Source organism: Streptococcus sp. GP0011 (genome assembly GCF_030546305.1).
In the GTDB taxonomy this organism is placed as follows: Bacteria; Bacillota; Bacilli; order Lactobacillales; family Streptococcaceae; genus Streptococcus.
This window is the reverse complement of sequence record NZ_JAUONR010000004.1, coordinates 108907-131462: the sequence shown is the minus strand read 5'-3', so window position 1 is coordinate 131462 and position 22556 is coordinate 108907. Positions and strand designations below refer to the sequence as shown.

Genomic DNA, 22556 nt, shown 5'->3' with positions numbered 1-22556 from the left:
TGGTGCTGAGTTACATTTTTTCCTCCAACTCTACGTCTGGATACTTATCCGCAAACCAGCGGAGGGCAAAGTCATTTTCAAAGAGGAAGACTGGTTGGTCGAAACGGTCTTTGGCCAAGATATTGCGGCTTGAGGACATCCGTTCATCCAAGTCCTCAGGCTTGATCCAACGAACGGTCTTTTTACCCATCGGGCTCATGACTACTTCCGCATTGTATTCGCCTTCCATGCGGTGCTTAAAGACTTCAAACTGGAGTTGCCCGACAGCTCCTAGCATGTACTCACCAGTTTGGTAATTCTTGTAAAGCTGAATGGCTCCTTCTTGCACCAATTGTTCGATACCCTTGTGGAAGGATTTTTGTTTCATAACGTTCTTAGCAGAAACTTTCATGAAAATCTCAGGGGTAAAGGTTGGCAGTGGTTCAAACTCAAACTTGTTTTTTCCAACCGTCAAGGTATCTCCAACCTGATAAGTACCGGTATCGTAAACCCCGATAATATCACCTGCCACGGCATTGGTCACATTTTCACGACTTTCAGCCATAAACTGAGTCACATTCGATAGTTTGGCAGTCTTACCAGTACGAGGCAGATTGACACTCATTCCACGCTCAAATTCACCTGATACGATACGAACAAAGGCGATACGGTCACGGTGACGAGGGTCCATGTTGGCTTGGATTTTAAAGACAAATCCTGAGAAATCCTTGTCATAAGGATCCACAATTTCGCCATCTGTTTTCTTGTGGCCATGTGGTTCTGGAGCAAACTTAAGGAAGGTCTCAAGGAAGGTCTGCACCCCAAAGTTAGTGAGGGCTGAACCAAAGAAGACCGGAGTCAGTTCTCCTGCAAGAATAGCTTCTTCTGAAAATTCATTTCCTGCTTCTTGCAACAGTTCGATGTCGTCCTTAACCTGAGCGTAGAAAGGATTGCTTCCAAAGAGCTTATCCCCTTCTTCCAGACTGGCAAAACGCTCATCCCCTTTATAGAGCTCCAAGCGTTGGTTATAAAGGTCATACAAGCCTTCAAAGGCTTTCCCCATCCCGATTGGCCAGTTCATAGGATAGCTCGCAATGCCAAGGACTTCTTCTAGTTCTTGCAAGAGGTCCAGTGGCTCACGACCATCACGGTCCAGCTTGTTCATAAAGGTAAAGACTGGAATGCCACGGTGCTTCACAACCTCAAACAATTTCTTGGTTTGGGCCTCGATACCCTTGGCAGAGTCCACGACCATGACCGCAGCATCCACCGCCATCAAGGTACGATAGGTATCTTCTGAGAAGTCCTCGTGCCCTGGTGTATCGAGGATGTTCACGCGCTTGCCATCATAGTCAAACTGCATAACTGATGACGTGACCGAAATCCCACGCTGTTTCTCAATATCCATCCAGTCAGACTTGGCAAAAGTCCCTGTTTTCTTTCCTTTAACCGTACCAGCCTCACGAATCTCGCCCCCAAAGTAGAGCAACTGCTCAGTGATGGTTGTTTTCCCGGCGTCCGGGTGGGAGATGATAGCAAAAGTACGACGTTTCTTAATTTCTTCTTGAATAGTCATAAGTTCTCTTTCTTTGATTTTCTATTTTTAGTTGTTTCAGTAGCTAAGAATGATGTTTACATTGGATTTTGCCATTCCTTTCAACTCTCAATTATAGCGGATTTTGGGGAGTTTTTCAATTGCTTATCCGATGAAAAGGCAAGCTAGAGCACAGATTGTGTCTGATTTCTCTTTTTCCACCGTTTCTTGAACAAGATATCAAAGAGAACCAGAGCCAGTGAGAGGATGACGGACACAAGAAGGTATTTTAACCACAAGGGCGCATCTGGAATAAAAGGTGTCTTGTTTAACAAACCATAATTTCCACCCGTTACCTGATTAACCCCAACTAGAAAGAGATTGAGAATAAAGGTATAGGCCACAATCATATATTTCTTGAGCAAGGTCTTGTCATAGTGATTCATCAAGTAAACCAAGGAATTCACTAGAAGGGCATAGTGCCCAATCAAAAATGAAAAACTGGTGATATGGGGGAAATCATAGGGGTCAAAAACAGGGTAAACCAAAGCAAAGACCGCTCCACTTGCTCCTAAGAGGGCAAAATATTGCTTGCTCCGCCATTTATCTGGCAAGAAAACCACCGCAAACATAGCCAAACGGCAATGGTAAAATGGAAGGATATTAGAAAATGGAATCCCAAAACCAACATACCAGCTATATAGGGCTAGTAACTGGAGGATCTGAATCCCCTTAAACAAGCGGACAAATTTCGGATTTTTGTGATAAACAAGCGCTCCATAAATACAAAGCACTAATAGGAGCATCATAATCCCATACCAAAAGAGCGAAATGGGAGGAGGGACTGTCTGAGTTCTGGTGATAAATTGATGGAACATATTTCTATCCTAACTCTTATTTTTTCTATTCTCTAGTTTAACCATTATAGCGAATTAAAAGCGATTTTTCAATTTCTATTTCTTTTCAGTTTGGCTCCCTTATTTATAGGAAAATATGGTAAAATAGAACAGACTAAAAATCATCATTTCACGAAAGGATGCAAGATGAAAATTACGCAAGAAGAGGTAACACACGTTGCCAATCTTTCAAAATTAAAATTCTCTGAAGAAGAAACTGCTGCTTTTGCAACAACCTTGTCTAAAATTGTTGACATGGTTGAATTGCTGGGCGAAGTCGACACAACTGGTGTCGTACCTACTACAACCATGGCTGATCGCAAGACCGTACTCCGCCCTGATGTGGCCGAAGAAGGAACAGACCGTGACCGCTTGTTTAAAAACGTACCTGAAAAAGAAAACTACTATATCAAGGTGCCAGCTATCCTAGATGATGGAGGAGATGCCTAATGACTTTTAATAACAAAACGATTGAAGACTTGCACAATCTCCTTGTATCTAAGGAGATTTCAGCTACTGAATTGACACAGGCCACGCTTGAAGATATCAAGTCTCGCGAGAAAGCTATCAATGCTTTTGTCACTATCGCTGAAGAACAAGCCCTTGCTCAAGCTAAAGCTATTGATGAAGCTGGAATCGACGCGGATAATGTCCTTTCAGGAATTCCACTGGCAGTTAAGGATAATATTTCTACTGACGGCATCCTCACAACCGCAGCCTCAAAAATGCTCTACAACTACGAGCCTATCTTTGATGCGACAGCCGTTGCCAATGCAAAAGCTAAAGGCATGATTATTGTTGGGAAAACCAACATGGACGAGTTTGCCATGGGCGGTTCTGGTGAGACTTCACACTATGGTGCTACTAAAAATGCTTGGGACCAGACCAAGGTTCCTGGTGGTTCATCAAGTGGTTCTGCCGCAGCCGTAGCTTCAGGACAAGTCCGCTTGTCACTTGGTTCTGATACTGGTGGTTCTATCCGCCAACCTGCTGCCTTCAACGGAATCGTTGGTCTCAAACCAACCTATGGAACAGTTTCTCGTTTCGGTCTCATTGCCTTCGGTAGCTCATTAGACCAAATCGGACCTTTTGCACCAACTGTTAAGGAAAATGCCCTCTTGCTCAACGCTATTGCTAGCGAAGATGCCAAAGACTCTACTTCTGCTCCTATCCGCATTGCCGACTTTACTTCAAAAATCGGCCAAGACATCAAGGGCATGAAAATTGCTTTGCCTAAGGAATACCTCGGTGAAGGAATTGACCCAGAGGTTAAGGAAACTATTCTGAATGCCGCTAAACACTTTGAAAAACTCGGTGCTATCGTTGAAGAAGTTAGCCTTCCTCACTCTAAATACGGTGTTGCCGTTTACTACATCATCGCTTCATCAGAAGCCTCATCAAACTTGCAACGTTTTGACGGTATCCGTTATGGCTATCGTGCAGAAGATGCGACCAACCTTGACGAAATCTATGTAAACAGCCGTAGCCAAGGTTTCGGTGAAGAAGTGAAACGCCGTATCATGCTAGGTACTTTCAGCCTTTCATCAGGTTACTACGATGCTTACTACAAGAAAGCTGGTCAGGTTCGTACCCTTATCATCCAAGATTTCGAAAAAGTCTTTGCGGATTACGACTTGATTTTGGGACCAACTGCACCAAGCGTTGCCTATGACTTGGACTCCCTCAACCATGACCCCGTTGCCATGTACTTGGCTGACCTTTTGACCATCCCAGTCAACTTGGCTGGTCTCCCAGGAATTTCAGTTCCTGCTGGATTCTCTCAAGGTCTACCAGTCGGTCTCCAATTGATTGGTCCTAAATACTCTGAGGAAACCATTTACCAAGCTGCTGCTGCCTTTGAAGCAACAACAGACTACCACAAACAACAACCCGTGATTTTTGGAGGTGACAACTAATGAACTTTGAAACAGTCATTGGACTTGAAGTCCACGTAGAGCTCAACACCAATTCAAAAATCTTCTCACCTACTTCTGCCCACTTTGGAAATGACCAAAATGCCAACACCAACGTGATTGACTGGTCTTTTCCAGGAGTTCTGCCAGTTCTCAATAAGGGTGTTGTCGATGCTGGTATCAAGGCCGCTCTTGCCCTCAACATGGACATCCACAAGAAGATGCACTTTGACCGCAAGAACTACTTCTATCCTGATAATCCAAAAGCCTACCAAATTTCTCAGTTTGATGAGCCAATTGGTTACAATGGTTGGATTGAAGTGGAGCTAGAAGATGGTACGACTAAGAAAATCGGTATTGAACGCGCCCACTTGGAAGAAGATGCTGGTAAAAACACCCACGGTACAGATGGCTACTCTTATGTAGACCTCAACCGCCAAGGGGTGCCTTTGATTGAGATCGTGTCTGAAGCCGACATGCGTTCTCCTGAAGAAGCCTATGCTTATCTAACTGCCCTCAAGGAAGTCATCCAGTACGCTGGTATTTCTGACGTTAAGATGGAAGAAGGTTCGATGCGTGTGGATGCTAACATCTCGCTTCGTCCTTATGGTCAAGAAAAATTCGGTACCAAGACTGAGTTGAAAAACCTCAACTCCTTCTCAAACGTTCGCAAAGGTCTCGAATACGAAGTCCAACGTCAAGCTGAAATCCTTCGCTCAGGTGGTCAAATCCGCCAAGAAACACGCCGTTACGATGAAGCCAACAAAGCAACCATCCTCATGCGTGTTAAGGAAGGCGCTGCAGACTACCGCTACTTCCCAGAACCAGACCTCCCACTCTTTGAAATTTCAGACGAGTGGATTGAGGAAATGCGTACTGAACTGCCAGAGTTTCCAAAGGAACGCCGTGCACGCTACGTTGCTGACCTTGGCTTGTCAGACTACGATGCTAGTCAGTTGACTGCAAATAAGGTCACTTCTGACTTCTTTGAAAAAGCTGTTGCACTCGGTGGCGATGCCAAACAAGTTTCTAACTGGCTCCAAGGTGAAGTTGCTCAGTTCTTGAACGCCGAAGGTAAAACACTAGAACAAATCGAATTGACACCAGAAAACTTGGTAGAAATGATTGCCATCATCGAAGACGGCACGATCTCTTCTAAGATTGCCAAGAAAGTCTTTGTCCACCTAGCTAAAAATGGTGGTGGCGCGCGTGAATACGTGGAAAAAGCAGGTATGGTCCAAATCTCAGATCCAGATGTTCTGATTCCAATCATCCACCAAGTCTTTGCTGATAACGAAGCTGCCGTTGCCGACTTCAAGTCAGGCAAACGCAACGCAGACAAGGCCTTCACAGGATTCCTTATGAAAGCAACCAAAGGCCAAGCCAATCCACAAGTTGCCCTTAAACTCCTTGCACAGGAATTGGCGAAGTTGAAAGAAAGTGAGTAATTTACTCTTTATACACTTTTTTCTACTTTTAAGACGAGAATGAGACAAGGAGAATAAATGAACAAATTTTTACGATTGCTATTTGTCTTAGTCATCATCGCTATGTTAGGCGCTTCTATACTACAAATTTTCTTTCCATCGTACATGGGAAGCCACTCCGGGTACGGAATATCTGCTGGTTGGCAACGAGAAATTGGAATATGGAATTTAGCTGTATTGATTATTATTCTCGCTATCAATATTAAATACGATTGGTTCTATCTACGAATCGCACTTCTTGCTCTCATTATTGGCGGAATTGGAATAGGAACAAATCACTTACTCAATTATATGGAGTATCACTCTCCTGTAAATGCTATCGGTGCTTTTGAAAATTACTTGCTAGCAATAGGATGGATTGTGGGATGGCTCATCGAACGCCATTCCATAAAGAAGCTAAATGCTAGTAAATAACGCCTAGTATATCTTAGATGATTTTTAAAGGTTATTAAATAGTTTAATAATCATTCGAATTCAGAATTCTACCTTTTCAATCATATAGTTAGGAGACACATGAAAAAGTTTTACGCTCTTTTAATGACCTGTTTATTACTTGTTTTTCTATCCGTGCCTCAAATCGTTGATGCGGGTGTCGGACATTCCAGAAGTGGAGGGAGCAGCCGCAGCAGTAGCCGCTCAAGTGGAGGTGGAAGTCGTTCTGGCGGATCATCCTACCACTACTACCGCTCTGGATACGGATCATCCTCTAGTAGCTCTACCAACTCATTCGAAATGGGATTGGTATTCCTGATTGTCGCAGGAGTTTTCCTAGTTAGTATCTTTAAAGCCTCGAAGAATAACTCAGAAGATTCAAGTTCAACAGACACTAGTAATGATTCTCAAACGCTCCATCGTCGAGTTGAACACAACACACGGGCCATTAGTCTTGTGAAATACGGAGATCCAAACTTTGACGCGGAAGCTTTCACATCTTGGGTTAAGGAAGTCTACCTTAAATTGCAGGTTGCCTGGACTGAGAAAAATTGGAACTCTGTCCGCGCTTTAGAAAGTACCAGTCTCTACTCCCAACACAGTGCCCAACTCGAAGACCATATTCGTGCTAAAACAACTAATGTTTTAGAGAAAGTTTGTATCGAAAATGTTCGCATCAAGGAGTTCATTGAAAATCCTGACGGAAACGATACCTTAGTGGTGATTCTATCATCAATTTTACGAGACTATGTCATTGACGATGAGACTCGCCGTGTCATTGAAGGAGACCCTAAAAAAGATCTCTTCACCGTGTATCAATTAAACTTTATCCGTCAACACGGTAGCCAAACGCAAGCAGTCAATCCAGACCAAGTTGTGAGCGACCACTGTCCAAACTGTGGCGCCCCTTTGAAAATCTCTGCAGTTAGCGAGTGCGACTACTGTGGTGCCAATCTCTCTCGCAGTCCAAACCAATGGGTACTCGATACCTATGATGTTGTGGATGAAGACGAGCTTTATAATTAGGAGGAATTATGGGATTTATACGTGCAGCCTTATCAGCAGGCTTAAATAGTTTTAATGATAGTAAATTCAAGGAAGCCATTGTCCTTCCAGACAATGTCTCTGGCGATGCCTTGGCCATCAAGGGGCAATTGCTTACAAAAGATCCAGATGGACGTTCTCGTCACAGCAATCAAAACACAGGCCTCTTGTCAGATGGCAGTGTGGTTATCGTTCCTCAAGGTTATACTGCTGTTTTGGTAAACAATGGTACCTTCCTTGGTGAGGTCCTTGAATCTGGTAGCCACGAATGGCAAGCTGGTGATAACGCCTGGCTCCTTGAAAAAGGTGGTATAAAAGGCACTTGGGAAAACTTTAAAAACCGTTTCTCTTTCGGTGGACAAGTCATCACCCAACAGGAAATCATCTTTATCCGCATGCAACCTATTGCAGGTAATAAGTTCGGCACACAAAATGCGGTCGAATACTTCAGCGAACGTTACCAACAACTACTCAATATCCGTTTCTACGGCTTGTTTGATGTAAAAATAGCAGATCCAGTCCTCTTCTACGTGAGTTCTGTTAGCCGTCAAATTACTGACGGACAGCCATTTACTCTCCAAGATGTAGCTCAAGGAACGCTCCGTCAAAATATCGCACCGAAAATCGCGATTGCCATTGCCAAATACACCAACGAAAACAAGGTAGATATCTATAGCCTCAATGCCAATCAAGACACCTTTAACGAACTCGCTAAACAAGAGGTCAACAAGGTTTGGACAGGTCTCTACGGGATTGAAGCAACTAACATCTTGCTTGAAGACCTCAGCTACGACCAAGAAAGTCTTGATATCGTTCGCAAGCTTGATAGTGAGCTCGTGGCAATGAAGTACAACACGATTGAAATCGAAGAACGCCGTGCTCGTAACGAAGCGCTTATTGCTGCAGCTGCCAACGAAGGGAATGGCAATGGGATGAACATGTTTATGGGCATGAATCTTGGCCAAACTCTGGGTGGTCAACTAAGCCAACAAGTTCAAAATCAAGCACCAGCTCAAAACACTGGACAAACTGCCAGCAAGAATTTTTACATCGAAGTCGATGGAAAATACGTCCTCGTTACCAAAGACGAAGATGGAAATATCGTACCAGTCAACTAATTAAGCTCCTTCTGACATTTGAGTAATGTTGTCTTTTATGGTACAATAAAGAGTAAATTATTTTATTAAAGAGGTAAAAACATGATTGAAGCAAGTAAATTAAAGGCTGGTATGACCTTTGAAACAGCTGACGGAAAATTGATCCGCGTTTTGGAAGCTAGCCACCACAAACCAGGTAAAGGAAACACAATCATGCGTATGAAATTGCGTGATGTCCGTACTGGTTCTACATTTGACACAAGCTACCGTCCAGAGGAAAAATTTGAACAAGCCATCATCGAGACTGTCCCAGCTCAATACTTGTACAAAATGGATGACACAGCCTACTTCATGAACACAGAAACTTACGACCAATACGAAATTCCTGTTGTCAACGTTGAAAACGAATTGCTTTACATCCTTGAAAACTCTGATGTGAAGATCCAATTCTACGGAACTGAAGTGATTGGTGTTACCGTTCCTACTACTGTCGAATTGACAGTTGCAGAAACTCAACCATCTATCAAAGGTGCTACTGTTACAGGTTCTGGTAAACCAGCAACGATGGAAACTGGACTTGTCGTAAACGTTCCAGACTTCATCGAAGCAGGACAAAAACTCGTTATCAACACTGCAGAAGGAACTTACGTTTCTCGTGCCTAATCTCTAGAAAGAGGTCATTCTATGGGAATTGAAGAACAACTTGGCGAAATCGTTATCGCCCCACGTGTACTTGAAAAAATCATTGCTATTGCTACTGCAAAAGTAGAGGGTGTACACTCTTTTTCAAACAAATCAGTGTCTGATACCCTTTCAAAACTTTCTCTCGGCCGTGGCGTTTATCTTAAAAACGTGGACGAAGAGCTCACAGCAGATATCTATCTCTACCTTGAGTACGGAGTAAAAGTTCCTAAGGTAGCGGTTGCTATCCAGAAAGCTGTCAAAGATGCCGTCCGCAATATGGCTGATGTAGAACTCACTGCCATCAATATTCACGTTGCAGGTATCGTTCCAGATAAAACACCAAAACCAGAATTGAAAGATCTATTTGACGAGGACTTCCTCAATGACTAGTCCACTATTAGAATCTAGACGCCAACTCCGTAAATGCGCTTTTCAAGCTCTCATGAGCCTTGAATTCGGTACGGATGTCGAAACTGCTTGTCGTTTCGCCTATACTCATGATCGTGAAGATACGGATGTGCAACTTCCAGCCTTTTTGACAGAGCTAGTTTCTGGTGTTCAGGCTAAAAAGGAAGAACTAGACAAGCAAATCACACAGCATTTAAAAGCAGGTTGGACCATCGAGCGATTAACGCTCGTGGAGAGAAACCTCCTTCGCTTGGGAGTCTTTGAAATCACTTCATTTGACACTCCGCAACTGGTTGCTGTTAATGAAGCTATTGAGCTTGCAAAGGACTTCTCAGATCAAAAATCTGCCCGTTTTATCAACGGACTGCTCAGCCAGTTTGTAAAAGAAGAACAGTAAAAAAAGTGTTTGACTTAGATCAAACACTTTTTTCTTTGCCTTTCACTATCTAAAAAAACGATAATAGATTAAATTAGAAAGAAACAACCAGATGAAGTCTGCATGGATGAGAAAATTTATAAAACAATGGCACAGAATTGTGATTTTTAGATTCTTTGTCCAACGGTAAACTAAAGCAAAGAAAAGACCGGAAAAACTATAAACCATCAAACTGATGAGGTCACGATGGGACAATACCAAATGACTGAGCCCAAAAATAAGAGCAGATAAGATGACATCCAAGTAATATTTGGACTTAGGAAAGAAGGAATTCATAAAATATCCTCTATGAACTAGTTCCTCCAATATAGGACCCAAAATGACAACTGAGATAAAAGAGAAGCAAGTCGTTAAAATAGTAGATTGCTCATTGAAGGATAGGACCGAAAGAAGGTCTTCAAAGATATAGTTATTATTAATGAAGCGACTAAACTGTAAGTAAAAAGCACTCAACAACTGACGGACAAAATAAGCAGCCACTAAACTAACTAAAAGGTAAAAGAATCTGGATTTTATCGAACCCTTTTTCTCAAAAATATAGAGCATTTTTTTCTTTTTCAACCAATAGATAAATAGTCCTAAAAGAGCTAGTTGCTCTACTGCTACAATAATAGAATAGCCATCCATACCCCAGACAAACATCTTAGCCAGATAAAGACTACTGAAATCTAGTAGATAAATTGATAGAAATACCAGTAATGTATAGACTCCCAAATGACCTAGTTTTTTCATACTTACTCCAAAAAATCTTTGTTGACTTATTTTTATAGCATAAATATCTTTTATTATATTAACAGCTATTTTTAAAAAAGTCAATTTTTTATCCTAAACGGTAGCTTTACTCATTGAGAAATAAGAAATTGATAAAAGAGATTTCTCTATCTTCCCATCAAATTAGAAAAAGTGTTTGACAATTATCAAACACTTTTTTCTTTGCCTTCCACTATCTAAAAAAATGATAATAGACATAATTGTAAACAAAAATCCAGATGGGTTTTGCATAAATGAGAAAGTTGAAAAAACTATGGCACAGGATGGTAATTTTTAAGTTCTTTGTCCAACGGTAGACAAGGGCATAGAAAAGACCGCCTAAACTATAAATAATCAAACTGATAGGATCTCGGTGAGTTAGGATCAAATGACTAAGTCCAAAGATAAGAGCAGATAGGATAACATCCAGATAGTACTTGGACTGGGGGAAAAAGGTATTCATAAAATACCCTCTATGAATCAGTTCCTCTAATATAGGTCCGACGATTACTGTTAAACTAAAACTGAGAACAGTTGATAGAAAAGTTGGTTGCCCATTGGAGTATAGAATCGAAAGAAGGTCTTGAAAGATATACTTGTTATCAATTAGGTGATGAAACTGTAACTGAAAAGCATCCACCAATTGACGATCAAAATAAGTAGCCACTAGAGCAACTACAAGGTAAAAGAATCTTGACTTCTTTGAACCCTTTTTTTCAAAAATATAGAGCATATCTTTCTTTTTGAGCCAGTAGATAAATAATAGCAAAAGAGCTATTACTTCAACTGTTAAAAAGATAGAATAGCCATCTATCCCCCATCCTAAAAACTTAGTTAGATGCATAATCCCTAACTCTGGTAGGTAAATCGATAGAAATACCAGTGATGTATAGACTCCCAAATGCCCTAGTTTTTTCATACTTACCCCTTTAATTTATCAATAGCTAATACCATAAGCACGTCTAGTCGCATGATTCAGTATTGTACTCCATTCTGTCGCCAAACTATATGCATATGGCGAAGGCCAATGTCTATCATAAACTAACCAAATCATGCCACCACCTGAAACTTGCTCTAAGTCCTCAGATAAAAGAACTGTAAATGTTTTTGTACCTGTCCTATCAAGTAGCTCCTTAAAATAAATTTTTGTCAGTTTACATCTACAGTATACATCTTTTTGTCTATTTTATAGCCTATCTCCTCAACTGTCAATTTTTCACCCTAAATGGTAGCTTTACTCATTGAGAAATAAGAAATTGATAAAAGAGATTTCTCTATCTTCCCATTAAATTAGAAAAAGTGTTTGACAATTATCAAACACTTTTTCTTTACTTCCTACTATCTAAAAATCAAATAATAAATATAAAATAAGATTGACGGAGCATAGGGAATTGCATTATAGAAACTATGACAAAAAATGGTAAACCGAAGACTACCCGTAACTCGATAAGCGACTGCAAATAGAAGACCAAGAATACTATACATTAGGAGACTGATGGGGTCACGATGAGATAGAACTAAGTGACTAAGCCCGAAGATGAAAGAAGACAAAATCACATCCAAATAAAACTCCGACTTCGGAAAGAAGGTATTCATAAAATAACCTCTATAGATTGTCTCCTCAACAACAGGTACAATCGAAATGTTAAAGATTAAAAATATAAGACTTGATAGAGTCGTTTCTCTTCCGTTTGAGTAAAGTTCTGAAAGAAGGTCTTGGAAAATAAAGCTATTGTCAATCAATCGAATATTCTGCATTCTAAATCCATTTAGAAAAGAATAGATAAGAAAGCAAGCCACTAAGAAAGCGAGATAAGACCAGCGCCAACCCTTTTTCTCGAAGATAAAGAGCATCTTCTTCTTTTTCAACCACAAAACGAATAAAAAGAAAATAAGCAACACTTCTCCAACTAGGAAGATTATATAGCTGTCCATTCCTAAACCAAAGGTCCTAGCTAGAGTTATAGCCCCTAATGGCGTTAAATAAATGTACAGGAACATTAAAATCATACAGATTCCTAAATGTATTGTCTTTTTCATTCTTTCTCTCCTAATGGTAAACTCTCTATTAGGGCAATATAGAGGATATACCATTGATTATTTTCTTATTTATCTAGAGTATTCATATTTATCCATGCTCTATTATCAAAATAGCTAGAACAAATTGTTCTAGCTTTTAAATTTTCTTAGTATTTTCTAAAGCGTTGGTAACGTTCTTCGATAAGTTGGTCGAGTGGTAGTTCTTGCAACCTATCTAGTTCTGCACGCAATTCATTTTTAACGCAACTTAGCAGTTCTTTACTTGACAGCCCTGCTTCTGAGATTACCTTGTCTACGATTCCCATTTCTAGGAGTTCATGTGAAGTGATTTTCATCAACTCCGCCGCTTCCATAGCACGACTTCCATCCTTCCAAAGGATAGAGGCAAATCCTTCCGGGCTAAGTACGGCGTAGATTGAGTTTTCTAACATCCAGACACGGTTAGCTGCGGCTAGAGCTAGGGCCCCACCAGATCCACCTTCACCGATAATAATCGCGATGATTGGAACCTTGAGATCACTCATTTCCATCAGGTTTCGGGCGATTGCTTCACCTTGTCCACGTTCCTCGGCTCCAACACCTGGGTAAGCACCCGCCGTATTGATAAAGGTCACAACTGGACGACCAAACTTTTCTGCCTGTTTCATCAAGCGTAAGGCCTTACGATAACCTTCTGGATGAGGTTGCCCGAAATTCCGTTTGAGGTTGTCATGAAGACTCTTCCCCTTTTGGATACCAACGACAGTTACTGCTTGTTCACCTAACCAGCCAATTCCACCGATAACCGCACCATCATCGCGGAAAGAGCGATCTCCATGCAATTCGATAAACTCGTCAAAGATTCCATTGGCAAAATCAAGTGCGGTCAAACGACTCTGCTCGCGTGCCTCTCTGACTATTTTTGCAATATTCATCCGCGACTTCCTCCATGCAATCTTACTAATTTAGCAATTGTTTCAGGCAATTCTCTCCGTTTGACAATTGCATCAACAAATCCATGTTCAAGCAGAAATTCTGCCTTTTGGAAGTCATCCGGTAAGGTCTCACGAACTGTATTTTCGATAACACGACGTCCAGCAAAACCAACCAAACTCTGTGGCTCAGCTAGGATAATATCCCCTTCCATAGCAAAAGAAGCGGTCACCCCACCTGTTGTCGGATCGGTTAAAATAGTTAGGTAAAAAAGTCCTGCCTTGGAATGACGTTGAACTGCCGCAGAAATCTTAGCCATCTGCATCAAGCTCATGATTCCTTCTTGCATACGGGCTCCACCAGAAGCTGTGAAGAGAACGACTGGCAAGTTTTCTACCGTTGCATACTCAAACAAGCGCGTGATTTTTTCACCCACAACGGTTCCCATAGAAGCCATGATAAAGTTTGAATCCATGATCCCAAGGGCAACTTTTTGTCCCTTGATGCTAGCTGTACCAGTCAGTACTGCTTCATCCAAACCTGTCTTTTCACGCATACTAGCTAGTTTTTTCTGGTAGCCAGGAAAGTTTAATGGATCTTGAGTTTCAATACCCGTAAACATCTCCACAAAGGTGTCAGAATCAATCGTCAAATCCAAGCGTTCCTGAGCTGAAATACGGAAAGTATAGCTACAATGGGGACAAATTCGTTCGCTCCCAAGATCCTTTTGGTAAATGGTGTGTTTACAACCAGGACACTGGGAGAAGAGTTCATCCGGAACCTCAGGCTTGGCTTGTGGTTTCTGCCTTACGGAACGGTTAGGATTGATCCGAATATACTTATCCTTTTTACTAAATAGAGCCATAACTCCCCCTTTTAGTTCTCATACTATTTGAAAGTCTATTCTTTTTCTTGGTATTTTGGCAAGAAAGTTTCCATCAAGAAGGAAGTATCGTAGTCACCAGCGATAACTCGGTGGTCTGAAATCAGATCCAACTGGAAGTCTGCATTGGTTTGCACTCCTTCAATATCAAGTTCATAAAGTGCCCGTTGCATCTTCATTAAGGCATCAAAACGATTCTCCCCATGAACAATGATTTTAGCAATCATACTATCATAGTAAGGAGGAATGGTATAACCTGGATAGACTGCAGAGTCTACACGCAATCCAACTCCTCCACTTGGAAGGTAGAGGTTGGTAATTTTACCTGGGCTTGGAGCAAAGTTAAATGCTGGATTTTCCGCATTGATCCGGCATTCGATAGCGTGACCTCGTAGGACAATATCTTCTTGTTTGAAAGGTAAAGGTTGCCCGGCAGCAATGCGAATCTGCTCCTTCACGATATCAACACCTGAAACAAACTCTGTGACTGGGTGTTCAACTTGCACACGAGTATTCATTTCCATGAAGTAGAAATTGCCACTGGCTTCATCGAGAAGAAATTCAATCGTCCCTGCATTTTCATAGCCTACAGACTCTGCTGCACGAACGGCTGCAGCACCAATTTCATGACGAAGGGTTTTGCCAATCGCAATGGATGGGCTTTCTTCTAAGACCTTTTGGTTATTCCGTTGGAGTGAACAATCCCGTTCACCAAGATGGACAACATGACCCTCTTGATCTGCAAGAATCTGAACTTCGATATGACGAGCTGGATAAATCACACGCTCAAGATACATAGCGCCATTTCCAAAATTGGCCTTAGCTTCACTGGATGCTGTCTCAAAGGCTGCGACCAAGTCTTCTGCCTTTTCAACCTTACGAATCCCTTTTCCACCACCACCTGCCGATGCCTTAAGCATGACTGGATAGCCAATTTTTTCTGCAACTGCAAGGGCCTCTTCAGCCGTGTGAACTTCACCATCAGATCCTGGGATAACTGGAACCCCAGCCTTGATCATTTGCTCACGCGCATTGATCTTATCTCCCATGGTATCCATCACAGCCCCAGAAGGACCGATGAACTTGATCCCCACTTCGTCACACATAGTGGCAAACTTGGAGTTTTCGCTAAGAAAACCAAAACCTGGGTGGATGGCTTCTGCTTCTGTCAAGACTGCAGCAGATAAAATCGCATTGATATTGAGATAAGATTCTGTCGCCTTACCGGGTCCGATACAGATAGCTTCATCCGCTAGGAGTGTGTGAAGAGCTTCCTTATCAGCTGTTGAATAGACTGCAACGGTCGCAATGCCCAATTCACGCGCAGCTCGGATAATGCGAACCGCAATCTCACCACGGTTGGCAATCAAAATTTTACGAAACATGGAGAACCTCCTTAGTTTCCAATTGCAAAGGTAAGAGTACCACTCGCCGCAAGCTTGCCATCCACTTCAGCCTTTGCTTCAACCACAGCAATCGTACCACGACGTTTGACAAAAGTAGCCGTCATGACTAATTGATCACCTGGTACAACTTGCTTCTTAAACTTAACCTTGTCCATGCCAGCATAGAAGACCAGTTTCCCTTTATTTTCAGGCTTGGACAATTCCAAGACACCAGCAGTCTGTGCCAAGGCTTCCATGATAAGAACACCTGGCATAACTGGGTATTGTGGAAAATGACCATTAAAGAAAGGTTCGTTGATGGTCACATTTTTAATGGCAACAATGGTATCCTCGCTCACTTCCAAGACACGATCCACTAGGAGCATGGGGTAGCGATGGGGTAGAGCTTCTTTGATTCCTTGAATATCGATCATTTGATACGTACCAATCCTTTACCGAACTCAACCATTTCTTCATTTGAAACGAGAATTTCTGTCACCACACCATCCTTAGGTGCAGGGATTTCATTCATGACTTTCATGGCTTCGATGATCACCAAAGTCTGACCTTTTTTAACACTGTCTCCGACTGTGACAAAGGCAGGTTTATCTGGTCCAGCAGCCAAGTAAGCCACCCCTACAAGTGGACTCTCAACGACATCACCCTCTGGAGCAACCGTCGTTTCAGCTGGTGCTGGAGCTTCTTCCACTGCACTCTCTACTGGAGTTGAAGGGGCAGAAACTACTGGATTTGCAGCTACTGTAGTTGGCACTGGAGCAACTTGAGCTGGTGCTTCAGAAGCCATTCTTGCTTCATTCTTACTAAACTGCAATTCATCCGTTCCATTTTTATAAGAAAATTCTCTCAAACTTGATTGGTCAAATTGCGCCATCAAGTCCTTGATCTCATTTAAATTCATAATTATTTATTCTCCCAACGTTTGAAAGCAAGAACCGCATTGTGTCCACCAAAACCAAATGTATTTGAAATAGCATAAGGGATTTCTTGCTCCAAGCCTTGTCCATAAACGACATTCGCTTCGATATAGTCTGATAACTCACTTGTTCCAGCTGTCATTGGTACATAGTTATGACGCATGGCTTCAATGGTAGCGATGGCTTCTACTGCCCCTGCAGCACCAAGCAAGTGTCCTGTAAAGGACTTGGTTGAAGATACAGGTACTTCTTTACCAAGGACAGCTACGATTGCACCACTTTCTCCTTTTTCATTAGCAGGAGTTGAAGTTCCGTGGGCATTGACGTAAGCCACTTGCTCTGGAGAAATTTCTGCTTCTTCCAAAGCCAACTTCATAGCCTTAATCGCACCTTGACCTTCTGGATGAGGTGAAGTCATATGGTAAGCATCACAGGTATTACCATAGCCAACTACTTCAGCCAGGATAGTTGCACCACGTTTTTCAGCATGTTCAAGGCTTTCAAGAACCAACATTCCTGAACCTTCTCCCATGACAAAACCATTACGGTCTTTGTCAAATGGGATAGAAGCACGAGTTGGATCCTCTGTAGTTGATAGGGCAGTCAAAGCTTGGAAACCAGCGATGGCAAAAGGAGTGATAGATGATTCTGAGCCACCAACTAGCATGACATCTTGGAAACCAAACTTGATTGAACGGAAGGCATCACCGATGGCATCGTTTGATGAGGCACAGGCTGTATTGATTGATTTACAGATACCGTTTGCTCCGAAGCGCATGGCAACATTTCCTGATGCCATATTTGGCAAGGCTTTTGGAAGTGTCATTGGTTTAACGCGTTTTGGACCTTTTTCATGAAGACGGATAACCTGATCTTCGATTTCTTTAATTCCCCCAATACCAGAAGCCACGATAACACCAAAGCGATCTTTATCAATTGCTTCTACATCAAGATTTGCATGTGTCACTGCTTCTTGAGCCGCATACAAGGCATACAAAGAATAGTTGTCAAAACGGTTGGTATCTTTTTTGACAAAGTATTTATCAAATGGGAAATCTTGAACTTCTGCCGCATTGTGCACAGCAAATTCGCTGTGGTCAAACTTAGTGATTTCTCCAATTCCAATCTTCCCAGTTTGCAAACTGTTCCAAAATTCTTCTGGAGTATTTCCGATAGGAGAGGTCAATCCGTAACCTGTTACTACAACTCGATTTAGTTTCATCTGTCTTACCTATATCTTTCCTTATTTTTTACATGCTAAGTCCGCCATCAACAGCGAGAACTTGTCCAGTCAAATAATCCTGTCCAGCCAGGAACACTGTAGCATCTGCGATATGTTCTGCTTGACCGAAATGTTTCATTGGGATTTGAGCCAATGTCGCTTCTTTGACCTTATCAGATAAAACAGCCGTCATATCTGATTCGATCATTCCTGGTGCAAGAGCATTTACGCGTACGTTGCGATTGGCAACTTCACGTGCAACTGACTTGGTAAAACCAATCAAACCTGCTTTAGAAGCTGCATAGTTGGCTTGTCCGATATTTCCCATCAAACCGACCACACTAGACATATTGATAATCGCACCTTCACGTGCCTTGATCATCTGTTTCAAGACTGCTTGCGTCATGTTGAAGGCACCTGTCAAGTTGATCTTAATCACTTTTTCAAAGTCTTCTTCAGTCATCTTGAGCATAAGCGTATCTTGAGTGATCCCAGCATTGTTGACCAAGACATCGACAGAACCGAGTTCTGCAATCGCCTGATCTATCATACGCTTGGCATCTGCAAAGTCTGAAACATCACCTGAAATCGGTACTACTTTGACACCATAGTTTGAAAACTCAGCTAGCAATTCTTCTGAGATTGCTCCTCGACTATTCAAGACTACATTAGCGCCTAGTTGGGCAAATTTGTGAGCAATGGCAAGTCCGATACCACGACTTGAACCTGTTACAAAGACATTTTTGTTTGTAAGTTGCATTCTATCTCTCCTATTTCCTGTTGTATTTTGTGGGAGAAGGGATCATTAGTTTCCTAACAAAGCACCCAAGCTTGCTTGGTCTTCAACGTTAGCTAGCTTAGCTGTTTTATCGATTTTTTTGACAAAGCCTGACAGGACTTTCCCTGGACCAATTTCAATAAAATTGGTCACACCAGCATCCTGCATCACAGCAATACTTTCATAAAAACGAACAGGTTCTTTCACCTGACGCGTCAAGAGCTCTTGGATTCGATCTTTTTCCATAACAGTAGCTTCCGTATTGCCGACTAGAGGGCAAGTAAAATCTGAGAAACTCACTCCCTCAAGAGCTCCAGCTAGTTGCTGACTGGCTGGCTCAAGAAGGGCTGTATGGAAAGGACCAGATACATTTAAAGGAATCAATCGTTTTGCTCCTGCTTCCTGCAAGAGTTCAACTGCGCGGTCAACTGCAGCCACCTCACCACCGATAACGATTTGGCTTGGGGTGTTGTAGTTAGCTGGAGTCACTTCTCCAACTTTAGAGGCTGTTTCACAAGCTTCCTCAATTACTTCAACTGGAGTATTAAGAACGGCAACCATCTTCCCAGAGCCTGCAGGTGCAGCCTCTTCCATATAAGCACCACGTTTAGCAACCAAGGCAACTGCAGCCTCAAAGTCCAAGGCACCACTTGCTACAAGAGCAGAATATTCCCCAAGAGACAGTCCTGCCACCATATCCGGCTGATAACCCTTTTCTTTTAATAGTCGGTAAATAGCTACCGAAGTCGCTAAAATAGCTGGCTGCGTATAGCGAGTCTGGTTTAACTTGGTTTCTTCCTTATCGATCAAGTCACGAAGGTCATAACCCAAAACCTGACTGGCTTGGTCAATTGTTTCCTTGACGATAGGGTAACGATCATAGAGATCACGCCCCATTCCTAGATACTGAGCACCTTGACCCGCAAATAGAAAGGCTGTTTTAGTCATTTCTTACAACTCCTGCCCAACGAGAGGCTTCTTCTTGAATTTTTTTGGCTGCGCCATAGTATAGATCTTTTAGAATTTCTTCGACAGTTTCCTCTTTAGAAACCAAACCAGCGATCTGACCTGCCATGACAGATCCACCTTCTACATCTCCATGAACAACGGCTTTAGCTAGAGCACCAGCTCCCATTTGTTCAAAGATTTCTAAATCTGGATTTTCTTGTTTAAAGGCATCTTTTTCAGCCTGCTCAAAGTCACGTGTCAATTGGTTTTTAATGGCACGAACAGCATGTCCAAAGTGCTGAGCTGAAATAGTCGTATCGATATCACGCGCTTTCAAGATTTTTTCCTTGTATTTTGGATGGGCGTTAGATTCCTTAGCTACTACGAAACGCGTACCAACTTGAACGGCCTCAGCACCAAGCATAAAGCCTGCAGCGACACCTTCACCGTCCGCAATTCCTCCAGCTGCGATAACTGGAATTGAAACAGCTGCAGCAACTTGGCGAACCAAGGTCATCGTTGTTAATTTACCAATATGTCCACCGGCTTCCATCCCCTCTGCAATAACTGCATCTGCACCAATTTTTTCCATGCGTTTTGCCAAAGCAACACTTGGAACAACAGGAATAACTGTAATTCCTGCATCATGGAAACGAGTCATATATTTACTTGGATTTCCTGCACCAGTTGTCACCACCTTGACCCCTTCTTCAATCACGAGATCAACGATGTCTTCTACAAAAGGTGACAAGAGCATGATGTTAACACCAAAAGGTTTGTCCGTAAGTGATTTGATTTTATCGATATTAGCCTTTACGACCTCTTTAGGTGCATTCCCACCACCGATGATCCCTAGACCACCAGCTTTTGATACTGCACCAGCCAAGTCACCATCCGCAACCCAGGCCATTCCTCCTTGAAAAATAGGATAATCAATGTTCAATAATTCTGTAATACGTGTTTTCATAGTGCCTCCATCATTCCTTGCTTACGTAATAGTTCGATGAGTTTATCATTTGAGTTTCAAACTATTACCTAAACAAGAGGGAGTGGGTTTCCCCTACTCCTTCTAGTAATATGTTAATTATTTTGTTTGCTCTTCAACGTAGGCAACCAAGTCACCAACTGTTTTCAAGTTATCTTCTGCTTCGATTTGGATATCGAAAGCATCTTCGATTTCAGAGATTACTTGGAACAAGTCCAATGAATCTGCATCCAAATCATCAAAAGTAGATTCAAGTGTTACTTCTGATGCGTCTTTCCCAAGTTCTTCAACGATAATTTCTTGTACTTTTTCAAATACTGCCATGATAGGACTCCTTTAAAATATAAAAAATTTATAACTATGTGTTTACCACATGATTACCTAGATTGTAAGAATGAGTGTGCCCCATGTCAAACCTCCACCGAAGCCTGATAGGAGAATCGTCTGGCTACCATCTAAACGAATCATGCCATTCTCCACACACTCTGAGAGCAAAATCGGGATACTTGCTGCACTGGTATTTCCATACTCCATCATATTGGCAGGAAGCTTGTGTCGGTCTACACCGATCTTCTTAGCCATCTTATCCAAAATGCGGATATTTGCCTGATGAAGCAAGAGATAATCCAATTCCGATGCTGCAATTGGACCATTTTCAATGGTTTCTTTGATCGACCTAGCAACATCACGATTTGCAAAATCAAAAACTGCTCGTCCATCCATCTTCAAAAAAGCAGGAACTGCTTCTTGATCTGAGAAAGGAGAAGCCAAAGCCGTTTGACCATAGGTCAAACACTCGCTCCGAGAGCCATCCGTATAGAGACTTTCCACAAGGAAGTGACGTGTTTCGCTCGCTTCCAAGAGAACCCCACCAGCACCATCCCCAAAGAGAACAGCTGTTGAACGATCTGACCAGTCAACTGCCTTGGATAAGGTCTCAGCCCCGATAACAATCCCTTTTTTGAACTGTCCAGAACTTAAAAATTTTTCTGCAGTTGAAAGAGCGAATACAAAACCACTGCAAGCTGCTGTCAGATCAAAGGCGAAAGCTCTGTGCGCTCCGATATTTGCCTGAACTCGAGCTGCTGTGGAAGGCATCATCGAGTCTGGGGTAATCGTCGCTACAATGATAAAATCAATCTGATCCGCTGTTAAGCTCCCTTTAGCCAACAAGCTCTTAGCTACTTCTGTCGCCAAATCACTGGTAGACTCTGATTTTGAGATATGTCTCTGTTTAATTCCTGTCCGACTTGAAATCCACTCATCGCTTGTGTCCATGATTTGGGCTAAGTCATGATTAGTGACCACTTGCTCTGGAACATAATGAGTAACCTGGCTTATTTTTGCAAAAGCCATTATTTCAAATCCTCCAAAAATTGATAAAGGTTCGTTAAGCCTCTGCCCATGACTTCTTTTTCCTCAGGGCTCATGCCATCGATGATTTTTTCGACCATAGCCTTGTGGAACCGTTTATGAAGGCGGTGAACCAAACGACCTTTCTTTGTCAAATGCAGATAGACCACTCGACGGTCTTGGTCAGAACGAATACGCTCAATATAACCTTTTCTCTCCAGGTTATTCAAACTCGTCGTCACTGTCCCAAGAGTTAGCATCAGTTCCTTTGAAACCTTACTTGGTGTTACCTCCGGGAACTTCCCAATCACATCGATCGTGTGCATTTCTTTGATGGAGATGTCTTTGAATCGACTACCTCGTAAGCTAACCTCCTCAATCACAAGGACGTTATTAAAAATAGATGTTAGATAATCATTTACTTGTTGGTAGTCCAAATCGTTTCCCTCCCCCTC

26 protein-coding genes are annotated in these 22556 nt (G+C 42.2%); 9 read left to right on the top strand and 17 right to left on the bottom strand.

The window, feature by feature from the left end; translation table 11 throughout:
• Nucleotides 1-10: 10 nt before the first annotated feature.
• Both Q4443_RS06010 and Q4443_RS06005 read right to left on the bottom strand, forming a co-directional pair.
• Nucleotides 11-1555 (bottom strand): peptide chain release factor 3, encoded by a 1545-nt coding sequence (locus tag Q4443_RS06010; protein ID WP_000155105.1) that lies wholly within the window; start codon nt 1553-1555, stop codon nt 11-13.
• A gap of 143 nt (nt 1556-1698) precedes the next feature.
• Nucleotides 1699-2391, bottom strand: coding sequence for a TIGR02206 family membrane protein (locus Q4443_RS06005; RefSeq protein ID WP_303408204.1), 693 nt, complete (start codon nt 2389-2391; stop codon nt 1699-1701).
• A 165-nt stretch (nt 2392-2556) separates the two neighbouring features.
• Between Q4443_RS06005 and gatC the strand changes: the two genes are divergently transcribed.
• The 9 genes from gatC (at nt 2557) to nusB (ending at nt 9871) form a co-directional block, all read left to right on the top strand.
• Nucleotides 2557-2859 carry an Asp-tRNA(Asn)/Glu-tRNA(Gln) amidotransferase subunit GatC gene (gatC, locus tag Q4443_RS06000; protein ID WP_049479280.1) on the top strand — a complete coding sequence of 101 codons (303 nt, stop codon included), beginning with the start codon at nt 2557-2559 and terminating at the stop codon, nt 2857-2859.
• Nucleotides 2859-4325 carry an Asp-tRNA(Asn)/Glu-tRNA(Gln) amidotransferase subunit GatA gene (gatA, locus tag Q4443_RS05995; protein ID WP_049519380.1) on the top strand — a complete coding sequence of 489 codons (1467 nt, stop codon included), beginning with the start codon at nt 2859-2861 and terminating at the stop codon, nt 4323-4325. Before gatC ends, gatA begins: the two co-directional genes overlap by 1 nt.
• The gene (gene gatB, locus Q4443_RS05990; protein ID WP_049519382.1) at nt 4325-5770 is read left to right on the top strand and encodes an Asp-tRNA(Asn)/Glu-tRNA(Gln) amidotransferase subunit GatB; all 1446 of its coding nucleotides are present in this window, start codon (nt 4325-4327) and stop codon (nt 5768-5770) included. Before gatA ends, gatB begins: the two co-directional genes overlap by 1 nt.
• Before the next feature lie 57 nt (nt 5771-5827).
• Nucleotides 5828-6223: a hypothetical protein gene (locus Q4443_RS05985; protein ID WP_001031998.1), complete on the top strand. Its 396-nt coding sequence runs from the start codon at nt 5828-5830 to the stop codon at nt 6221-6223.
• A 99-nt stretch (nt 6224-6322) separates the two neighbouring features.
• Nucleotides 6323-7267 (top strand): zinc-ribbon domain-containing transport protein, encoded by a 945-nt coding sequence (locus Q4443_RS05980; protein WP_049519384.1) that lies wholly within the window; start codon nt 6323-6325, stop codon nt 7265-7267.
• An 8-nt stretch (nt 7268-7275) separates the two neighbouring features.
• Nucleotides 7276-8403: an SPFH domain-containing protein gene (locus Q4443_RS05975; RefSeq protein WP_049519385.1), complete on the top strand. Its 1128-nt coding sequence runs from the start codon at nt 7276-7278 to the stop codon at nt 8401-8403.
• Nucleotides 8404-8484: 81 nt separating this feature from the next.
• On the top strand, nt 8485-9045 hold the full coding sequence (gene efp / locus Q4443_RS05970) for an elongation factor P (RefSeq protein ID WP_000568640.1): 561 nt from the start codon (nt 8485-8487) through the stop codon (nt 9043-9045).
• Nucleotides 9046-9066: 21 nt separating this feature from the next.
• Nucleotides 9067-9456 carry an Asp23/Gls24 family envelope stress response protein gene (locus Q4443_RS05965; RefSeq protein ID WP_000510585.1) on the top strand — a complete coding sequence of 130 codons (390 nt, stop codon included), beginning with the start codon at nt 9067-9069 and terminating at the stop codon, nt 9454-9456.
• Nucleotides 9449-9871, top strand: a complete 423-nt coding sequence (nusB, locus tag Q4443_RS05960) for a transcription antitermination factor NusB (protein WP_049519387.1) — start codon at nt 9449-9451, stop codon at nt 9869-9871. Before Q4443_RS05965 ends, nusB begins: the two co-directional genes overlap by 8 nt.
• 45 nt (nt 9872-9916) lie before the next feature.
• On the opposite strand, the gene Q4443_RS05955 is transcribed toward nusB, so the two are convergent.
• From Q4443_RS05955 to Q4443_RS05885, 15 genes are all read right to left on the bottom strand, one after another.
• The gene (locus Q4443_RS05955) at nt 9917-10642 is read right to left on the bottom strand and encodes a CPBP family intramembrane glutamic endopeptidase (protein WP_049519388.1); all 726 of its coding nucleotides are present in this window, start codon (nt 10640-10642) and stop codon (nt 9917-9919) included.
• 211 nt (nt 10643-10853) lie between these two features.
• Nucleotides 10854-11579 (bottom strand): CPBP family intramembrane glutamic endopeptidase, encoded by a 726-nt coding sequence (locus tag Q4443_RS05950; protein WP_049519389.1) that lies wholly within the window; start codon nt 11577-11579, stop codon nt 10854-10856.
• 419 nt (nt 11580-11998) lie between these two features.
• The gene (locus tag Q4443_RS05945; RefSeq protein ID WP_049519393.1) at nt 11999-12700 is read right to left on the bottom strand and encodes a CPBP family intramembrane glutamic endopeptidase; all 702 of its coding nucleotides are present in this window, start codon (nt 12698-12700) and stop codon (nt 11999-12001) included.
• A 146-nt stretch (nt 12701-12846) separates the two neighbouring features.
• Nucleotides 12847-13614 (bottom strand): acetyl-CoA carboxylase carboxyl transferase subunit alpha, encoded by a 768-nt coding sequence (locus Q4443_RS05940; RefSeq protein WP_049489769.1) that lies wholly within the window; start codon nt 13612-13614, stop codon nt 12847-12849.
• On the bottom strand, nt 13611-14477 hold the full coding sequence (gene accD / locus Q4443_RS05935) for an acetyl-CoA carboxylase, carboxyltransferase subunit beta (protein ID WP_001173376.1): 867 nt from the start codon (nt 14475-14477) through the stop codon (nt 13611-13613). Before accD ends, Q4443_RS05940 begins: the two co-directional genes overlap by 4 nt.
• Nucleotides 14478-14512: 35 nt before the next feature.
• Complete coding sequence (gene accC / locus Q4443_RS05930; RefSeq protein ID WP_049519395.1) at nt 14513-15880, bottom strand: acetyl-CoA carboxylase biotin carboxylase subunit; 1368 nt, start codon at nt 15878-15880, stop codon at nt 14513-14515.
• Nucleotides 15881-15891: 11 nt separating this feature from the next.
• Nucleotides 15892-16314, bottom strand: a complete 423-nt coding sequence (fabZ, locus tag Q4443_RS05925; RefSeq protein WP_000565515.1) for a 3-hydroxyacyl-ACP dehydratase FabZ — start codon at nt 16312-16314, stop codon at nt 15892-15894.
• Complete coding sequence (gene accB / locus Q4443_RS05920; RefSeq protein ID WP_001052303.1) at nt 16311-16799, bottom strand: acetyl-CoA carboxylase biotin carboxyl carrier protein; 489 nt, start codon at nt 16797-16799, stop codon at nt 16311-16313. The genes fabZ and accB overlap by 4 nt, the downstream gene beginning before the upstream one ends.
• A 2-nt stretch (nt 16800-16801) precedes the next feature.
• Nucleotides 16802-18037: a beta-ketoacyl-ACP synthase II gene (gene fabF / locus Q4443_RS05915; protein ID WP_049519396.1), complete on the bottom strand. Its 1236-nt coding sequence runs from the start codon at nt 18035-18037 to the stop codon at nt 16802-16804.
• A gap of 28 nt (nt 18038-18065) precedes the next feature.
• A complete protein-coding gene (fabG, locus tag Q4443_RS05910; RefSeq protein WP_001177611.1) occupies nt 18066-18797 on the bottom strand; it encodes a 3-oxoacyl-[acyl-carrier-protein] reductase in 732 nt (243 codons plus the stop codon).
• Nucleotides 18798-18842: 45 nt separating this feature from the next.
• Entirely contained in the window at nt 18843-19763 is a 921-nt protein-coding gene (fabD, locus tag Q4443_RS05905; protein ID WP_049519398.1) for an ACP S-malonyltransferase, read from the bottom strand.
• Nucleotides 19756-20730, bottom strand: a complete 975-nt coding sequence (gene fabK / locus Q4443_RS05900; protein WP_000857452.1) for an enoyl-[acyl-carrier-protein] reductase FabK — start codon at nt 20728-20730, stop codon at nt 19756-19758. Before fabK ends, fabD begins: the two co-directional genes overlap by 8 nt.
• 117 nt (nt 20731-20847) lie before the next feature.
• Nucleotides 20848-21072, bottom strand: a complete 225-nt coding sequence (locus Q4443_RS05895; RefSeq protein ID WP_000257840.1) for an acyl carrier protein — start codon at nt 21070-21072, stop codon at nt 20848-20850.
• Nucleotides 21073-21129: 57 nt separating this feature from the next.
• A complete protein-coding gene (locus Q4443_RS05890; RefSeq protein WP_049519399.1) occupies nt 21130-22104 on the bottom strand; it encodes a beta-ketoacyl-ACP synthase III in 975 nt (324 codons plus the stop codon).
• The gene (locus tag Q4443_RS05885) at nt 22104-22538 is read right to left on the bottom strand and encodes a MarR family winged helix-turn-helix transcriptional regulator (protein WP_303408134.1); all 435 of its coding nucleotides are present in this window, start codon (nt 22536-22538) and stop codon (nt 22104-22106) included. The genes Q4443_RS05890 and Q4443_RS05885 overlap by 1 nt, the downstream gene beginning before the upstream one ends.
• Nucleotides 22539-22556 lie beyond the last annotated feature (18 nt).

Bases quoted from the DNA above. Each gene is read 5' to 3' on its own strand.
- Q4443_RS05890 (WP_049519399.1), bottom strand. From the start codon at position 22,104: ATGGCTTTTGCAAAAATAAGCCAGGTTACTCATTATGTTCCAGAGCAA.
- gatB (WP_049519382.1), top strand. From the start codon at position 4,325: ATGAACTTTGAAACAGTCATTGGACTTGAAGTCCACGTAGAGCTCAAC.
- fabK (WP_000857452.1), bottom strand. From the start codon at position 20,730: ATGAAAACACGTATTACAGAATTATTGAACATTGATTATCCTATTTTT.
- gatC (WP_049479280.1), top strand. From the start codon at position 2,557: ATGAAAATTACGCAAGAAGAGGTAACACACGTTGCCAATCTTTCAAAA.
- Q4443_RS05940 (WP_049489769.1), bottom strand. From the start codon at position 13,614: ATGAATATTGCAAAAATAGTCAGAGAGGCACGCGAGCAGAGTCGTTTG.
- accC (WP_049519395.1), bottom strand. From the start codon at position 15,880: ATGTTTCGTAAAATTTTGATTGCCAACCGTGGTGAGATTGCGGTTCGC.
- gatA (WP_049519380.1), top strand. From the start codon at position 2,859: ATGACTTTTAATAACAAAACGATTGAAGACTTGCACAATCTCCTTGTA.
- fabF (WP_049519396.1), bottom strand. From the start codon at position 18,037: ATGAAACTAAATCGAGTTGTAGTAACAGGTTACGGATTGACCTCTCCT.
- fabG (WP_001177611.1), bottom strand. From the start codon at position 18,797: ATGCAACTTACAAACAAAAATGTCTTTGTAACAGGTTCAAGTCGTGGT.
- Q4443_RS05950 (WP_049519389.1), bottom strand. From the start codon at position 11,579: ATGAAAAAACTAGGGCATTTGGGAGTCTATACATCACTGGTATTTCTA.
- fabD (WP_049519398.1), bottom strand. From the start codon at position 19,763: ATGACTAAAACAGCCTTTCTATTTGCGGGTCAAGGTGCTCAGTATCTA.
- Q4443_RS06005 (WP_303408204.1), bottom strand. From the start codon at position 2,391: ATGTTCCATCAATTTATCACCAGAACTCAGACAGTCCCTCCTCCCATT.
- Q4443_RS05945 (WP_049519393.1), bottom strand. From the start codon at position 12,700: ATGAAAAAGACAATACATTTAGGAATCTGTATGATTTTAATGTTCCTG.
- fabZ (WP_000565515.1), bottom strand. From the start codon at position 16,314: ATGATCGATATTCAAGGAATCAAAGAAGCTCTACCCCATCGCTACCCC.
- Q4443_RS05895 (WP_000257840.1), bottom strand. From the start codon at position 21,072: ATGGCAGTATTTGAAAAAGTACAAGAAATTATCGTTGAAGAACTTGGG.
- Q4443_RS06010 (WP_000155105.1), bottom strand. From the start codon at position 1,555: ATGACTATTCAAGAAGAAATTAAGAAACGTCGTACTTTTGCTATCATC.
- Q4443_RS05980 (WP_049519384.1), top strand. From the start codon at position 6,323: ATGAAAAAGTTTTACGCTCTTTTAATGACCTGTTTATTACTTGTTTTT.
- accD (WP_001173376.1), bottom strand. From the start codon at position 14,477: ATGGCTCTATTTAGTAAAAAGGATAAGTATATTCGGATCAATCCTAAC.
- Q4443_RS05965 (WP_000510585.1), top strand. From the start codon at position 9,067: ATGGGAATTGAAGAACAACTTGGCGAAATCGTTATCGCCCCACGTGTA.
- nusB (WP_049519387.1), top strand. From the start codon at position 9,449: ATGACTAGTCCACTATTAGAATCTAGACGCCAACTCCGTAAATGCGCT.
- Q4443_RS05955 (WP_049519388.1), bottom strand. From the start codon at position 10,642: ATGAAAAAACTAGGTCATTTGGGAGTCTATACATTACTGGTATTTCTA.
- efp (WP_000568640.1), top strand. From the start codon at position 8,485: ATGATTGAAGCAAGTAAATTAAAGGCTGGTATGACCTTTGAAACAGCT.
- Q4443_RS05975 (WP_049519385.1), top strand. From the start codon at position 7,276: ATGGGATTTATACGTGCAGCCTTATCAGCAGGCTTAAATAGTTTTAAT.
- accB (WP_001052303.1), bottom strand. From the start codon at position 16,799: ATGAATTTAAATGAGATCAAGGACTTGATGGCGCAATTTGACCAATCA.
- Q4443_RS05985 (WP_001031998.1), top strand. From the start codon at position 5,828: ATGAACAAATTTTTACGATTGCTATTTGTCTTAGTCATCATCGCTATG.